The organism is Salipiger sp. PrR003 (assembly GCF_010500785.1).
GTDB classification, from domain to species: Bacteria; Pseudomonadota; Alphaproteobacteria; order Rhodobacterales; family Rhodobacteraceae; genus Salipiger; species Salipiger pacificus_A.
In genome coordinates, this window is the sequence record NZ_JAAGOV010000098.1 from 119,608 (window position 1) to 134,978 (window position 15,371).

At 65.4% G+C, this 15,371-nt stretch carries 17 protein-coding genes; 11 read left to right on the top strand and 6 right to left on the bottom strand.

Annotation, left to right across the window (positions count from 1 at the left end):
* Position 1 precedes the first annotated feature (1 nt).
* Positions 2-787: a flagellar basal-body rod protein FlgG gene (flgG, locus tag G0D83_RS28765; RefSeq protein WP_108970242.1), complete on the bottom strand. Its 786-nt coding sequence runs from the start codon at positions 785-787 to the stop codon at positions 2-4.
* A 13-nt stretch (positions 788-800) separates the two neighbouring features.
* The gene (gene flgF, locus G0D83_RS28770; RefSeq protein WP_164197897.1) at positions 801-1,547 is read right to left on the bottom strand and encodes a flagellar basal-body rod protein FlgF; all 747 of its coding nucleotides are present in this window, start codon (positions 1,545-1,547) and stop codon (positions 801-803) included.
* Between the two features lie 99 nt (positions 1,548-1,646).
* Between flgF and G0D83_RS28775 the strand changes: the two genes are divergently transcribed.
* The 4 genes from G0D83_RS28775 (at position 1,647) to G0D83_RS28790 (ending at position 7,486) form a co-directional block, all read left to right on the top strand.
* The gene (locus G0D83_RS28775) at positions 1,647-3,497 is read left to right on the top strand and encodes a hypothetical protein (RefSeq protein ID WP_164197898.1); all 1,851 of its coding nucleotides are present in this window, start codon (positions 1,647-1,649) and stop codon (positions 3,495-3,497) included.
* A gap of 155 nt (positions 3,498-3,652) precedes the next feature.
* Positions 3,653-4,954, top strand: coding sequence for a flagellar hook protein FlgE (locus G0D83_RS28780; protein WP_164197899.1), 1,302 nt, complete (start codon positions 3,653-3,655; stop codon positions 4,952-4,954).
* Between the two features lie 46 nt (positions 4,955-5,000).
* On the top strand, positions 5,001-6,413 hold the full coding sequence (flgK, locus tag G0D83_RS28785; protein ID WP_164197900.1) for a flagellar hook-associated protein FlgK: 1,413 nt from the start codon (positions 5,001-5,003) through the stop codon (positions 6,411-6,413).
* A 14-nt stretch (positions 6,414-6,427) separates the two neighbouring features.
* Positions 6,428-7,486, top strand: coding sequence for a flagellin (locus tag G0D83_RS28790; RefSeq protein WP_164197901.1), 1,059 nt, complete (start codon positions 6,428-6,430; stop codon positions 7,484-7,486).
* Here the strand turns inward: G0D83_RS28790 and G0D83_RS28795 are convergent.
* Positions 7,454-8,236 (bottom strand): response regulator transcription factor, encoded by a 783-nt coding sequence (locus G0D83_RS28795; RefSeq protein ID WP_108970236.1) that lies wholly within the window; start codon positions 8,234-8,236, stop codon positions 7,454-7,456. The genes G0D83_RS28790 and G0D83_RS28795 overlap by 33 nt on opposite strands.
* Positions 8,237-8,417: 181 nt before the next feature.
* Between G0D83_RS28795 and G0D83_RS28800 the strand changes: the two genes are divergently transcribed.
* The 7 genes from G0D83_RS28800 (at position 8,418) to G0D83_RS28830 (ending at position 13,102) form a co-directional block, all read left to right on the top strand.
* A complete protein-coding gene (locus G0D83_RS28800) occupies positions 8,418-9,530 on the top strand; it encodes a flagellar basal body P-ring protein FlgI (protein WP_164197902.1) in 1,113 nt (370 codons plus the stop codon).
* A gap of 12 nt (positions 9,531-9,542) precedes the next feature.
* Complete coding sequence (locus G0D83_RS28805; protein ID WP_164197903.1) at positions 9,543-9,860, top strand: rod-binding protein; 318 nt, start codon at positions 9,543-9,545, stop codon at positions 9,858-9,860.
* Positions 9,857-10,267: a flagellar protein FlgN gene (locus G0D83_RS28810; RefSeq protein WP_164197904.1), complete on the top strand. Its 411-nt coding sequence runs from the start codon at positions 9,857-9,859 to the stop codon at positions 10,265-10,267. The genes G0D83_RS28805 and G0D83_RS28810 overlap by 4 nt, the downstream gene beginning before the upstream one ends.
* 112 nt (positions 10,268-10,379) lie before the next feature.
* Entirely contained in the window at positions 10,380-11,303 is a 924-nt protein-coding gene (locus tag G0D83_RS28815; protein WP_164197905.1) for a flagellin, read from the top strand.
* 140 nt (positions 11,304-11,443) lie between these two features.
* Positions 11,444-11,881, top strand: coding sequence for a flagellar biosynthesis regulator FlaF (gene flaF, locus G0D83_RS28820; RefSeq protein WP_108970232.1), 438 nt, complete (start codon positions 11,444-11,446; stop codon positions 11,879-11,881).
* Positions 11,850-12,284 (top strand): flagellar biosynthesis repressor FlbT, encoded by a 435-nt coding sequence (locus tag G0D83_RS28825; protein ID WP_108970231.1) that lies wholly within the window; start codon positions 11,850-11,852, stop codon positions 12,282-12,284. Before flaF ends, G0D83_RS28825 begins: the two co-directional genes overlap by 32 nt.
* Positions 12,281-13,102, top strand: coding sequence for a DUF1217 domain-containing protein (locus tag G0D83_RS28830; protein WP_164197908.1), 822 nt, complete (start codon positions 12,281-12,283; stop codon positions 13,100-13,102). The genes G0D83_RS28825 and G0D83_RS28830 overlap by 4 nt, the downstream gene beginning before the upstream one ends.
* A gap of 18 nt (positions 13,103-13,120) precedes the next feature.
* On the opposite strand, the gene G0D83_RS28835 is transcribed toward G0D83_RS28830, so the two are convergent.
* Genes G0D83_RS28835 through G0D83_RS32900 form a run of 3 tightly spaced genes read right to left on the bottom strand, consistent with a single transcriptional unit; the run spans position 13,121 to position 15,370 of the window.
* Entirely contained in the window at positions 13,121-14,176 is a 1,056-nt protein-coding gene (locus tag G0D83_RS28835) for a flagellar motor switch protein FliG (protein ID WP_164197910.1), read from the bottom strand.
* Positions 14,177-14,198: 22 nt separating this feature from the next.
* Positions 14,199-15,050 (bottom strand): flagellar type III secretion system pore protein FliP, encoded by an 852-nt coding sequence (fliP, locus tag G0D83_RS28840; RefSeq protein ID WP_108970228.1) that lies wholly within the window; start codon positions 15,048-15,050, stop codon positions 14,199-14,201.
* The gene (locus G0D83_RS32900; protein ID WP_370457342.1) at positions 15,047-15,370 is read right to left on the bottom strand and encodes a FliM/FliN family flagellar motor switch protein; all 324 of its coding nucleotides are present in this window, start codon (positions 15,368-15,370) and stop codon (positions 15,047-15,049) included. The genes fliP and G0D83_RS32900 overlap by 4 nt, the downstream gene beginning before the upstream one ends.
* Position 15,371: the final 1 nt, after the last annotated feature.

Genomic DNA, 15,371 nt, shown 5'->3' on the forward strand with positions numbered 1-15,371 from the left:
CTCAGCGGATCTGGTTCGCGGCGGACATCATCTGATCGGCGGTCTCGATGGCCTTGGAGTTCATCTCGTAGGCGCGCTGCGCCTGGATGAGGTCGGTGATCTGCCGGATGATGTCGACGTTCGAGCTTTCGAGGTACCCCTGGCGCAGGATACCGACGCCCTCGTCGCCGGGTACTGCGGGGATCGGATCGCCGGAGGCCACTGTCGCCTGCAGCATGTTGTTGCCCAGCGGGCGCATGCCGGCATCATTGACGAAGGTGGTCAGGGTGAGTTGGCCCACCTCGACAGGGGTTGTGTCATTGCCGGTGTAGGCGCTGACGATGCCGGTTTCGCTGATCGAGATCGAGACCGTGTCGTCGGGCAGCACAATCCCCGGGTCGATCTCGTAACCCTGTTCGTTGACGATCTGCCCCTCGGCCGACAGGCGGAACGAGCCGTCGCGGGTGTAGGCCTGGCTGCCGTCGGGCATGTTCACGGTGAAATAGCCGCGCCCGTCGATCGCCATGTCGAGCTGGTTCTCGGTCTGCGCCAGGCCGCCTTGGGTGTTGAGCCGTACGGTGCCCGCGGTGCGCACACCCAAGCCGATGTCGAGTCCGGTGGGGCGGGTATTGCCCTCTTCGGCGGTCACCGCGCCCTCGCGGGTGATGTTCTCGTAGATAAGGTCGGTGAAGCTCGCCCGCGAGGCCTTGAAGCCCGTGGTATTGGCGTTGGCGATGTTGTTGGAGATGACGTCGACGTTGGTCTGCTGTGCCATCATGCCGGTTGCGGCGATTCCGAGTGCCTTCATGGTCGTCCCTTCCTCAGCTGTTCCGGATCCGGCTCAGCATGTCCTTTTTCAGCTCGTCATCCGATTGCACCAAGTTCAGCGACTGCTGATAGGCTTGCTGGATCTCGATCAGCCGGGTGACCTCGGTCACCGCCTGCACGTTGCTCATCTCGACGGCGCCCTGGATGATCTGGGTGCCGCTCTCGTCTGGCAGCAGCCCGCCATTGCCGTCCTGCGGCACGAACATGCCGCCGCCCGAGCGCCCGAGGCTCTGCCGGTCGGGCAGGGTGAAGACTCCGATCTGTCCTAGAACGGCACCCTCGGCATCCGAGATCACCCCGTCATTGGAGATGCTGACCGTCGAGGCCTGCGCCGGCGGCAGCACCATCGGTGCGCCGCCCGCATCCAGCACCTGCGCGCCGCTGGCGGTGATCACCCGGCCCTCGGCATCGAGCACGAAGGCTCCGTCACGGCCGAAGGCGGTCTGTCCCTGCGCGGTTTGGTAGGCGAACCAGCCCTCTCCGCTCAGCGCGAGGTCGAGCGCATTGCCGGTGGGCATGATCGCGCCCGAGCTGTTGTCGAGGTAGGAGCCGCGGTCGAGCACATAGTTGGTGCCGTCGCCGGCCAGCGCCGCGTCGTCCTGCTGGAGATAGGTCTCGAACAACACCCGCTCGGCCTTGAAGCCGGTCGAATTGGCATTGGCGATGTTGTTCGAGGTCACGTCCATCTGCCGCTCGAGAGCGGTGAGCCGGGAGAGTGCGACGTAAATCGAATTATCCATGCAAATTGCCCGTCAATATTTGCTCGATCATTCTTTTCTTGCTGATGATGCGGGTTTTGCTAAGATAACGCAAGCATTATGATGATAAGGCGGGCGTGATTGGTGGTCTATTCTTGCGCATGGGTGGGGCGGCAGGCGGCGGTGGCGGCGCTGGTCCTCTGCGGCTGCCCGGCGCTCGCCGAGCGCGCCAGCCCCGCGCAGATCGCCCAGGTCACCCCGGCAGTCTTGGCCGAGCCGCGGATGATCGACCCGCCCGCGCTCTATCTTGGTGCCCGCGCCGGTCAGCCCTTTCTCGAGGAGCGCGCGCATCTCATGGATGCGGTGATCGCGGCGGAGGACCGTCAGCCCGACCTTGCCCGCGCCCTGACCGATCTCGCCGAGTTCTTCTTCGCTCATGCGATGGCCCCCGAAGGACTTTCGGTGCTGAGTGCCGTGCGCGGCGAGGGGGTGCCGCTGGCGCACGCGTTGCGGGCGCGTGCGTTCGAACTGGCGCTCGGCCTGATCGATGAGCGCCGCCGCCCGTTGACCGACCGCGCGGCAGCGCTGCTCGGTCCGGGGCACGACGGCTGGCCCGATCAGCCGCTTTTCCTCGCCCTTTCGCACATCCGCGACGGAAGCTGCACAGAAGCTGGGCCGCTTCTGGCGCGCGCCGTTGCGCGCCTTGCGCGGTTCCCCTCGCCGGTGCGGGCCCGGGTGCTGCCGGGGCTGCTCGAATGCGCCATCCAGACCGGGCAATGGCGCCTCGCGCGCGATCTGGCGGCATCCTTTGACGACTACCCCGAGCTGAAGGGCGGAGCCGCCTATTACTACCTGCTTGGGTCCGTGGCCGAGACGGTCGACAAGCCGCTGGCCGCCTTCGACAGCTACGCGCATGTGATCTCGGGTCGGGATGTGTGGGCGCACCGCGCGCGGCGGGCGCTGGTCTCGCTGGGTCTGAGGCGAGATGCACTCTCGACCGGCGAGGCGATCCAGTTGCTCGAACTGGAGTCCGAGATGTGGCGGGGCGACGACTCCTCGGGAGAGGTGCTCGACGAGCTGGCCTCGCTGCAGGTCATCGCCGGGCGCAAGGTCGAGGCAATCGAGACCTACGGGCTTCTGGTGTCGCGCCGCGCCGGCACACCACAGGCGGCCGCCGCGCATCAGAAGGCGCGGGCGCTGATAGAAGACCTCTATCGCAAGGGCTCGGAGGGAGAGATCTCCCTCGGCGACTTCATGGCGGATCACACGCGCATTTCGCGCTACTTCCGCTTCACGCAGGGTTTCGCGCTGGCCTCGGAGATGTTTGCCGACACCTTCCGAAAAGCCGGAGCAACCAAGGTTGCCGCCGAAGAATATGCCACCACCCACGACTACCTCACGGCGGCACAGGACCTGGGCATCACCACCGCGGAAGAGGGGCAATTGGCGCGCCTCAAGGTGAAGGAAGCCGAGACGTTGCTGGCGGGCGGCCAGTTCGAGGCTCTGGGCACGCTGCTCCTGCAGCCGATCACGTTGTCCGATCCGGATCTGAAACGGCGTTTCGATCTGGTTTCGGCCCGCTACTTCGATGAGACGGGACAGAGTGCCGAGCTGCTGGCCGACACGGACGAGCGGGGTGAAACCACGCAGATCCTGCGCCTGCGGGCGCTGGCGCGTTTTGAGCGGGGGGACTGGGCTCCGGCGGCCACGGCCTACGGGAGGCTGCATGCGCGCGAGGGCAGTGCGCTGCCGCTGCCGGACGCGATCCGCTACCTGCTGGCCGCGCACCGCAGTGGCGACAATGCCCGGGCAGCCGAGCTTGCCGAAACCTTTCCAAGCCTGACCGAACTGCCGGGCTGGGCCGAGATCGCGCGCGGGTTGACCGAGCCGGCGCCGGCGCTGCTGCCGCTGCGCGAGGAAACCGCGCGAGCGCGGATCGACAAGGCGCAGCAGACGCTCGACAGCCTGCCGGAGACGGGGAACCTCAATTGATCGAGGGATTTAAGCACCTCGCAAGATCAGGCAAGATTCAGCGGACTTCCGCTGAAATTAATACAAGTAAAGGCGGATTTAACCATGGTGAAACCTGGTTCGCCTATGTGACCAGTCAGTAAAAGTTCAACTGCGACCAACAGGGCGAGACGGACATGAGCATTTCCAGCGCGATGGCGGCCGGGGTCAGCGGCCTCACGGCGAACTCCAATGCGGTTGAACGCATTTCCAACAATATTGCGAACGCGGATACGGCAGGCTATCGCCGCAGCTTCGCGCAAATGATCACCTCGGGCTCGACCGCCGCCACCGCCAGCACCTCTGCCGGTGTGGCGACGACGATCACCCATTCGAACACCACCGAGGGGACCTTTCAGGAAACCTCGGTCGCGTCGAACCTGACGATCAACGGCAGCGGCTTCTTCGTGGTCAACTCGAACATCGACGCGGGCTATACGACGGGCAACATGTTTACCCGCGACGGCAGCTTCGCGCCGGATGAGAACGGCAACCTGGTGAATGGCGCCGGGCTTTACCTGATGGGCTTTGCCTATGGTGCCGATGGCGAGCTTGGCGCGGTGGACCGGTCCAGCTTTGCCGATCTCGAGCCGATCAACGTCGCCAGCCAGTCGATCAACGGCTCGGCCACGGGCACCATCGGGATCAGCGGCACGCTGCCCTCGCAGGAGACGGGCCTCGCCACGCCGGGGAGCGCGTTTACCACCTCGGTCGAGTTCTACAACGATCTCGGCGAGGCGGACCGGCTGACGCTCTCCTTCCAGCCAACCGCCGCCGATGACACCTGGGACGTCACCATCTCGGGCCCCGGCGGTGACTACGGCAGCGTCACGATGACCTTCAACAACAGCGGCCCCAATGCGGGTTCGCCGGCGAGCTACACCAACGTGACCTCGCTGGCGACGGCGCCCGCGGGCTTCGCCTTCGATGCGGCCACCGGTGAGGTGAGCCTGACGATCAACAATGGCACCACGCCGCAGACCATTACCATGTCGCTTGGCGCGCCTGGCGCCTTCGACGGGCTGACCCAGTTCGCCGGGGATTACACGCCGATGAAGGTCGATGCCGACGGCAGCGAGAGCGGCGTGCTGACCAGCGTCGAATTCGACGAATCCGGCGACGTTTGGGGCATCTTCGACAACGGCACCCGCAAGCCGCTCTACTCGGTGCCGCTGGCAACCTTCGCCAACGCCAACGGGCTTGCGACCTCGAACAACTCGACCTTCCAGGTGTCGGGCGAGTCCGGCGATTTCTATCTCGGTGCGTCGGGCACCGGCGAGACCGGCTCGCTCACCTCGGGCGGAATCGAGGGCTCGAACGTCGACATCGCGCAGGAACTCACCAGCCTCATCCAGCGTCAGCGCGCCTATTCCTCGAACGCGAAGATCATCACGACCGCCGACGAGATGCTGAACGAAACCGTCAATCTCAAGCGCTGAGCCCCGGGCGGAACCGGGTGACAGACTTGGCATATAGGATCGCACCATGAGCCTTTCCGCGGCCCTCAACGCGGCACGCAGCGGGATGAGCGTCACCTCCCGCTGGGCGCAGACGACCTCGAACAACATCGCCAATGCCAACAACGCCTCTTATTCGCGGCGCGATCCGACCATCGTGTCGGGCAATCAGGGTGGCGTCACGATTAGCGAGATCACCCAGGCGGTGAATACCTCGCTCGACAGCATGTACCGGCTCGAGGTCTCGCGCACCGCAACCCAGGACGCGATCGCGACGGGCCTGTCGCTCTACGCATCGCAACTGGGCAACACCGAGTCCGACGTCACGCTGCTCACCCGGCTCACCGACCTGCAGAACAGCTTCGGGCTGATGGCGGCGAGCCCCGCGGACAGCTCGTTGCAGCTCGTCGCGGTGGGCGAGGCGCAGGAACTTGCGCAGTCCCTGAACGCCGCCTCGGGCGCGCTTGTGGACGCGCGGGCGCAGGCGTTGTCCTCGGCGCAGAACGACATCGTCAGCGTGAACGCGACGCTGGCCGACCTGGCCGAGATGAACGCGCAGCTCTCCAGCGGCAAGCTCAGCGAGGGCCAGACGCTGACGGTGGGGGACAAGATCACCGCGGCGCTCGACGGGCTTGCGGAGAAGATGGATTTCACCATGCGCACCGATGCCAAGGGGCGGATGGAGATCTTCACCACCGGCGGCACCGCGCTGCTTCAGGGAGAGGCGGCCCAGTCGATCAACTTCGACGCGCAGACCGGCGTGCTGAGCGCGGGCGGCGTCGACATCACGCCCGGCGTTGCCGGGGTGCGCGGCATCGCCGAGGGCTCGCTCGCGGGTCAAGTCACCCTCTACAACGACACGATCCCCGAGATGAGCGCGCAGCTCGACGAGGTGGCGCGTGCCCTGATAGACGTCTTCGAAAGCGCCGATGCCTCTCTGGCGCCCGGTGAGCCGGGGCTGTTCACCGATGCGGGGGCCGCGTTGAGCGTCCCCGTGACCGCCGGGCTTGCCGCGCGGATCGCGGTGAACAGTGCCGTTGTTCCCGACGAGGGCGGCGCGGCCTGGCGCCTGCGCGACGGCATGTCGGCGACGGTCGAGGGCGAGAGCAACGAGACGACCCAGCTCAATGCGTTCATCGACGGGATGGCAACGAAGACCAGCTTCGACGGATCGCTTGGACTTGGCGACACCGCCACGCTCGCGGACTACATGTCGGCGCTCATCTCGGGCCAGAACACCACCCGCGCAAAAGCCGAGAGTGCTGCCGAGACCAGTGCCGCGGCCGCGATGACGGTGCAGGAAACCCGCCTCGGCTTCATGGGGGTCAACGTCGATGACGAGCTGCAGCAGCTCGTCGCCATCGAGCAGGCCTATTCCGCCAATGCGCAGGTCATGACCACGGTCATGTCCATGCTCGACACGCTGCTCGACAGCTTCTGATCCCGGAGCCCGCCATGATCTACCTCAGCAAAGGTGCCTCCACGCTCTACTCGAGCCTGCTGCGCCGGAACCAGAATGCGGAACTGTCGAACGCGCTGTCGCGCGCCGAACAGGAGCTGTCGACCGGCTACAAGAGCGACATCTACAAGTCGATCGGGCTCGGCGCGACCGAGGCGCTCAGCCTCAACGCCCGGCTCGATCGCGACGAGGCACAGTCGGCCGCCAATGCGCTCACGTTGTCGCGGATCGAGATGACCACGGAGGCGCTCGGCTCCATGCGCGAGTCGGTGCAGGAGGCGCTCGATCTCGCGGTGGCCAATTCCGAGCATTCGGCAAACGGCGTCACCGGTGTGCAGATCGCCGCGAGGGCCGCGCTCGACGCGCTGATCGGCCATTCGGCGCAAGCCTATTCGGGCATGAGCCTCTTCTCGGGTACCGTGAATGTCACCAGTGCTCTTCAGCCCTGGGGGCAGGCGCAATCGGACAGCGGCCTGTCTCCGGAAGGCGTGCTGGCAGGTCTGCTGTCAGGAGGGCTCAACTCCGCCGCCGACGCGGATGCGGTTCTGGCAGAGATCGACGCGATTTTCTCAGACACCGCCGCTGATCCCGCCACGAACTACCAGTCGCTGTTCTACAATGGCTCGGTCGGCAATGCCCGGCAGCGCGCCAACCTCGGGGATGGTGTCAGCGTTGCCTATGGCGTGCAGGCGGACGACGAAGCCTTCCGGCAGGTGGTCAAGGGGCTGGTCCTGCTGGTCGCGCAGGATCCGGCGGAGATCGGCGACGGCGAAGCCTACAACACATGGATGGGCGCCGCCGTGAAGGCGCTGTCCGGCGGCGTGACAGGTCTGCTGGAGACCGAGACGCAGGTTTCCACCGTCGCGGCGCGTCTCGAGACCGAGAACGAAAAAATCGCGGACCGCGCAGTGCTCTACAAAACGCGCCTTATGGAGCTCGACGGCGTCGATGCCTACGAGGCGGCAAGCAACGTGACCCTGCTGCAGACCCAGCTCGAGGCCAGCTACACGGTCACAGCGCGCCTATCCCAGCTGAGCTTTCTGAACTACATGTGACCGGTCGGCGAGGCTGAGGCGCGCCGTCTCGGCCTTCTTGCCGGCTCCGGCTTCAGTTTCGGCTTCGGCGCCGGGCGCCAGCTTGTAGCCCCGCCCGCGGATCGTGCGGATGTGCGGATCGCCCGAAGGCGACATTTCCTCGATCTTCTTGCGGATGCGGCAGATGTAGACGTCGATCACCTTGTCGAAGGGCTGGTCCTCGGCCATGCCGTAGACCGCGTCGTAGATCACCGATTTCGACACCACGCGGGGCGCCGCAAGCGCGATTTGCTGGAAGATCGCCAGCTCGCGCTGCGACAGGCGCATGGGCGTGCCGGCCACGTCGGGATCGCGGCCGTCGAAATAGGCGGTGATATCGCCGATCCGCACCGATCCGGCCGCATGGCCGTGGAACCGCCGCGTGATGGCATTTACCCGCGCGCGCAGTTCGGGACCGGTGAGCGGGCCGACGATGTCGTCATCGGCGCCGGCATCCAGCGCTTCCATCGCCGCTTCGGGATCGCGCTGGTCGCGCAGCACAAGGATCGGGTTGCGGCAGCCGGACTTGCGCAGGCGGAAGATATGCTCGACGGTCCGCGGCTGCTCCGACAGCAACACCGGCCGGTCCGCGTAGCCGTCGCTGCTCAGCAGCCCGAGTTCGCGCTCGAAGAAATCGTCACCCACGGCCACGGTCTGCCATTGCGCCGCATCCAGTTCGGAGAGCAGGCCGCTGAAGGAGTTTGAACGTGGCTCGTAAAGATAGATATGCACAAGGCTCTCCCGATAGCCGGCCGTCACTGATTATCCATGATGGATAGGCGGATCATGAGGACAAATTTTTGTCAGGTCAAGCAATACACAAGGATAGCATGATTAGTTTGGAAAATGTCGTTGAAGAAATCGGCGATACGATGTTTAATTCTTGAAACACAGGACCGCACCCAGGAGTCCCATGCGTATCGCAGCCTGTCTCGTCGCCGCCAGCTTGGCGCTCTTCGTGGCGCTTCCCGCCTCGTCGGATGTCCGGATCAAGGATATCGCGAACTTCGAAGGCGTGCGGGAAAACCAGCTTGTCGGCTATGGCCTCGTGGTCGGGCTCAACGGCACCGGCGACAGCCTGCGCAACAGCCCCTTCACCGAGAAGAGCATCGAGGCGATGCTCGAGCGGCTCGGAGTCGGCAACCTCTCCGACGACCAGATCAAGACCAGCAACACTGCCGCCGTGATGGTCACCGCCATGCTGCCGCCCTTCGCTCGGCTCGGCTCGCCGATCGACGTGGTGGTCTCCTCTCTGGGGGATGCCAGCTCGCTGCGCGGCGGCACGCTGATCGTCACTCCGCTGACCGGTGCCGATGGCGAGGTTTACGCCGTGGCGCAGGGGCCGATCGCCGTCGCAGGCTACGCCGCGCAGGGCATGGCCGCCTCGGTGGTCGAGGGCGTGCCGACCGTGGCGCGGATCGAGAACGGCGCGACGGTCGAAAACGAGGTCGAATTCGCGCTCGCCTCGCTCAGCTCCATCCGCATCGCGCTGCGCAATCCCGATTTCACCACCGCGACCCGCATGGCCGAGGCGATCAACAAGCGCATGGGCAGCAACACCGCCACCGCGCTCGATCCGGGCACGGTCGAGGTCGCGCTGCATGGCGCGGGCAAGGGCGACGTGGCGGGCATCCTGTCGGACGTCGAGAACATCCGCGTCGATCCCGATGCCGTGGCCAAGGTGGTGATCGACGCGCGCTCGGGCACCATCGTCATCGGCGAGGACGTGCGCATCGACCGCGTGGCGGTCAGCCAGGGCGGGCTCACGGTCATGGTGCGCGAGGATCCCGAGGTCAGCCAGCCCGAGCCGATCACCATCGGGGGCACCACCGTCGTCGTGCCGCGCACGACCGTGGCGGTGGACGAGCAGGAAACCCACTTCACCATCCTCGAGGGCGCCGACGTCAGCCTGCAGCGGCTGGTCGATGCGCTCAACGCCATCGGGCTGACCGCGACGCAGACGATTTCCATCCTGCAGGCGATCAAGGCTGCCGGCGCGCTGCATGCCGATCTCGAGATCATCTAGGGGAGAAACTCGATGGACGTGAAGACCTCCATGGCCGCCTTGCAGGTCACCGGCACTCAGATCGCCCAGCCGGGGAGGGTTGCGCCCGACGCCCCGGCCAGCGCCGCCAAGGAATTCGAGGCGATGTTCCTCACCGAGATGGTCAACGAGATGCTGAGCGAAGTGGATCTCGGCGATTTCGGCGGCGGCAAAGCCGAGGAGCATTGGCGCTATTTCCTCGCCGAGGCCTTCGGCAAGGAGCTGGCAGAGCAGGGCGGTGCGGGCATCGCGCGCAACCTGGAACAGGCGATGTCGGCCTATGGGGCCGCCCGCCGTGGAGACAAGACATGACCGAGATGACCCGCCCCCGCGCCCATGCGCTGATCGACCGCCTGTCGCGCCTGCTGCGCGAGGAGATCGCCGCCATCGGCAAGGGTGAACTGGCGCGCGTCGAGCAGCTTTTCCCCCGCAAGCAGGAGCTGCTCGCCGAGATCGAGGCCGCCTTTGCCGACCCCGAGCCACTGCTCGGCGGCGAGGATCCTGCGGCGGCGAAGCTGCGCCAGAGCCTGTCGGAGCTGCGCGAGCTGATCCATGGCGACCTGGCGCTGCTACGCCGGATGACCGAGGCGACCGGCGCGGTGGCCAAAGAGATCGACCGGATCCGCGAGCGCCAGAGTTTGCGGGGAGTGTATGGCAAGGATGGCACAAAGCCGACACAATGCGTTACCCAGACGCAACGCTTCGATCAGTCGGTTTAGCGTTAACCTCTCTTTAACCTCTGGTTCCAATCTCTCGTGATACGGATACCCCACGGCAGGACCGTTTTCGCCAGAAAGGCGAAGCACAACGATAGAAATCGGAGCAGATACAATGTCTTCCATCAATACCAATGCAAGCGCGATGAACGCGCTGTCGACCCTGCGCAACATCAACAAGCAGCTTGAAGATACGCAGGGCCGCATCTCGACCGGCCTCAAGGTCGAGTCGGGCAAGGACAACGCGTCCTACTTCCAGATCTCGACCACCATGAACTCGGAAAGCGGCATGTACTCCGCGATCAACGAGGGCATGACTCTGGCGAAGAGCTCGGTCTCGACGGCCCGCCTCGGCGCCGAAACCCTTGTGGACCTGACGCAGCAGTTCGTCGATCGCTTGGCTTTCGCGCAAGAAGAGGGTGTTGATCAGGCTGCCGTTGGTGAAGAATTGGCTGCCTTGGTCGCTCAAATGGAAACGACCATTGGTCAATCTTCTTTCAACGGTGAAAACCTGATCAGCACTGCTGGTACGACAGAATTGAATGGCGGAACTCCTCTAACGACCGCTACGTCGATCGACAAGACGGTGACGACCGGGATCAGTCGCGATGGCGCGGACCTCTCAACCACGAAGCAATCGTTCACGATGATTGACCTCGAACTGCTTGTGACTGATGGTACCGACGCTGCAGGTGGCACGGCGACACTGAAGGCCATCGCAGCTTCTGTATCGGCTGAGGACTATGGTACCGGCACGGAAACGATTGAAGATCACCTGACTGCCGCAGAGGGCCTGCTGACCACAATCACCAAGCAGGCCACCAGCCTTGGTGTTGCCGAAAAGGCGATTGAGACGCAGCAATCGTTCCTAAACGAACTGACCGATCGCATCTCGACCGGTGTTTCGGCCATGGTCGATGCCGACATGGAAGAGGAAGCGGCGCGTCTGCAGGCGCTGCAGGTCCAGCAGCAGCTGGCCACGCAGTCGCTGTCGATCGCCAACTCCGCACCGCAGAACATTCTGTCGCTCTTCCGCTAATAGCGCTGGAAGCGGCACATCTTCTGATGGCATAAGTGGGGGGCGCCATCGGCGCCCCCTTTCCGTCGGAGCCTCGGACAAACCGGGCCCGGCTTACCGTCACCCCGCAGCACGTCGGGGGAGCAGAGGCAGGAACGGCAATGAGCATCTCCGCATATCAACGCACGATCCGCGAAAGCGAGTCCCCGCGCCAGATCGAGGCCCGCGTCTTCGCCCGCGTCACCGGCGCCCTGCAGCAGCACGTCGAGGCCTGGGCGGCCTCCCCCGAGAAGTCCGCGCGGATCGCGGTGCTCTCGGACGGTCTGCGTGACGCGCTGGCGCAGAACCAGCGGCTCTGGTCGCAGCTGCGCGACGACCTCGCCAGTTCGCGCAACGCGCTCCCCGAGGCGCTGCGCGCCAACCTTCTGTCGATCTCGCTCTGGGTCGACCGCACCAGCACGACGGTCCTTGGCGGCGGCCCCGGCCTGCCGGCGCTGATCGACGTGAACCGGAACATTCTCGCCGGGCTCTCCGCTGCCCGCCCGGCCCCGACAGGCATGGCACAAGATGGCGCTCAACCTTACTCTCAAGCCCTTTGAACGGATCGTCGTCAACGGCTGCATGATGCGCAACGGCGGGCGCAAGACCACGCTGACCATCGAGAACCGTGCCGACATCATCCGCGAGACCGACCTGCTGAAGCCCGAGGCCGCCGCCACGCCCGTGCGCGCGGCCTACTTCCTCATCCAGTCCGCGCTGATCTACCCGGACCGCCGCGACGCGCTGACCAAGTCGGCGCAGCAGCAGCTGGCGAAGCTGGCCACGGTGTTCACGCCGCAACTGGCCAGGCATGTGTTCGAAGCTGCCAACAACGTCAGCATGGGCGAGTATTTCACCGCGCTGCGCGAGCTGCGGCCGCTGATGAAGCGCGAGCTCGAAGTGCTTGGCCCGGCGGGCCTCGATCCCACGTCCCCTGACGAATTGCCGAGGATCCCGACATGATTTCCGTTGCTGGCCTCTCCACGGGTCTCGCCCTTCGCATCGTCGATGCGACGGCGGACAAGGAGCACGCGATGATCCCGGACGAGGCGGAGCACAAGCGCGCCATCGACTACTTCATGGAGAACATCGAGAAGGTCGAGAGCGTCGACGACCTCGTCGGCGACTACCAACTCTACAGCTTCGTGATGAAGGCCTACGACCTCGAGGACCAGATCTTCGGCAAGGCCATGATGAAGAAGGTCTTGCAGAGCGACATCAACGACCGCGACGCCCTGGTCAACCGGCTGACCGACGACCGCTTCGAGACCTTCTACAACGCCATGGGTTTCAGCGACGGCGGCAAGGCGAATCCCAATACGTCGGACGACGACTGGAAGACGCAGATCGTGGCGGCCTATGTCGACACCACCTACGTCAACGCCAAGTCCGCGGACAACGAAGCGCTCGGCACCGTGCTCGAGTTCCGCCGCAAGGCCGCCGAGGTCAGGACGGTGTTCGATCTGCTCAAGGATCGCGATCTTGCGGAGTTCGCCCGCACCGCGCTTGGGCTGCCCGATGCCATCGCGGGCGGGGACATCGACAAGCAGGCCGAGCTCATTGCCAGCCGCATCGAGATCGGCCGCCTGGGCGATCCGGAGTATGTCGAGAGCCTTGTGCAGAAATACGTCGCGATCACCGACGCGACTGCGGATTTCAGCTCCACGAATGCCGCGATTCAGCTGATGAACAGCGCCGCCAGCGGCGCCTCTGGCAGCTTCGTGCCGGTGACCATCGATATCCAGGCGATCCAGGGCTTCAGCGGGTACAGGACGCGCTGAGCCCCGGGCTTCCCGTCGTCAATACATCTCGTCGTCGTCGTCGCCGAGCGGCAGGGTGATCTGGTCCTGATCGGCAAGCGTGCGCGCATAGTCGAGCATCAGCGCCTGCGCCGCGCTCACGTCGCGGCGGCGGACGGGGCCCATGCTCTCCATCTCCTCGATCAGCATGTCGCGCGAGCGACCGGGCAGCGCGTTGAGGAAGGCGTCGCGCGCGTCCTGGCTGGCGCCGCGCAGGGCGGTGGGCAGCGTGTTGCCGGGCACGCCGCGCATGATCCGCGCAAGGTCCATCGGCTCGAGCCGCACGAGGTCCTCGAAGGTGAACATCTTCGCCTTGATCGAGGCGAATGCGTCGGGGATCGTGGTCTCGAGAATGGGGGCCATGGCGTCGAAGGCGCCGCGATCGAGCTTGTTGAACAGATCCGCCATGCGCTGGTGCTGCTCGGCGGCGGTGGGCTGCGCGCCGGCATTGATGATGTCGCTCTGCAGCGATTCCTCGATCTGCCGCATCATGTGGTGCGGCACGGCCTCCATGCGGATCATCCGCTCGACGACGCTGTTCATCTTCTCCGGCCCCAAGAGCGGCAGCACCTTGGCGACCACATCTGTCTTCACGTTGGTGAGGATCGCCGCGATGGTCTGCTCGTGCTCGCCCTTGAGGTAGTTGGCGATGACGTTCTCCGACAGGCCGCTGAACCGGGCCCAGAGGTCGCGCTCCTTCAGTGGACCGCGGATGTCCTTGAGGATGGCCTCGACCTGCTCGCCAGGCAGCAGCGAGCGCAGCAGGTTCTCGGCCACCGCGAAGGAGCCGACGACGCCGCCGCCGTTCGTCATGTCCTCGACGAAATCCGCCAGCACCTGCTCGACCGTCTGCGCCGCAATCGAGCCAAGGCCCGACATGGCGCGGGTGACGCGCTGGATCTCGTCGTCGTCGAGCTTCTGCATCAGCGCCGAGCCCCGCTTCTCACCAAGGCAGAGAAACAGGATCGCCGCTTTTTGCGGGCCGGTGAGCTTGCGCCGCGGCGCCTGCGGGGCGGGATCGCTCGTCGTGGTGCGTTGAACGTTCGCTACAGCCATCTGGCGGCTCCAATCATGTCTTTCAGCCCGCTCCCGAGAGCGGCAGATAACTTTCCATCAGGCTCCCGGCGAGCATGTACCAGCCGTCGATGAGCACGAAGAAGATGACCTTGAACGGCAGCGAGATCAGCACCGGCGGCAGCATCATCATGCCCGCGCTCATCAGCACCGATGCGACGATCAGGTCGATCACCAGGAAGGGCAGGTAGATCAGGAAGCCGATCGAGAAGGCCCTGCGCAGCTCCGAGATCATGAACGCCGGAACCAGCTCGCGCCAGCCCACGGCCTCGGCGGAGGCGGGCAGGGGGCCGGGCTCGACCTCGGCGCCGCCGGCGTCGCTGCGCGCGGCGATGTCGTGGAACAGGCTCAGGTCCTTTTCCCGGGTGTTGGCATACATGAAGCTCTTGAACGGCTGTCCGATGCGCGCGAGCGCCTGTTCCTCGGTGATCGAGTTCTCCATCAGCGGCTGCACGCCGCCCTCCCAGGCGTCCTCGAACACCGGCTGCATGACGAAGAAGGTCATGAACAGCGCCATGGAGGTCAGCACCATGTTGGGCGGGGTCTGGTTGAGCCCGAGCGCCGAGCGCAGCATCGAGAAGACGATCACGAAGCGGGTGAAGCTGGTCATGATGACGAGCAGTCCCGGCGCCAGCGACAGCACCGTCATCGCCGCGATGAGCTGAAGGATGCGTCCCGAGAGCGAGGCGCGCTCGTCCGATCCGGCGGGGGCGGAGCTCAATGCGTCGCCGATCGCGCCCAGAAGGTCAGAGCCGGCCGCCTGCGCATGGGCCGGGCCCGCGGCCACAAGCAGCCCCCCCGCCGCCAGAAGCAGGCAGGTGAGTGCAACTCCCCACTGGCCGGACCGGAGGCTCATTCTTCGGAGACGTAGTCCTTGACGATCTCGATGAGCGAGACGCCGAGCCGTTCGTCGGGCAGGCGCACGAGATCGCCCCGGGCCACCAGCCGCTCGTTGATCATCACCTCGACCGGTTGGCCGATGCTCTTGTCCAGTTCGATGATCGAGCCCCGGCTGAGCTTCAGCAGTTGCGCGATCGGCATGCGGGTCTGCCCGAGCACGATCTGCACGTTCAGCCCGACGTTCAGCATCGCGTCGATGCCCTGCCCACCATCGGCGGGCTTCGGCGCGGCGGCGCCTCCGGGTTCCGCTTTTGCGGTCTGTGCCTCGTCTGTCACG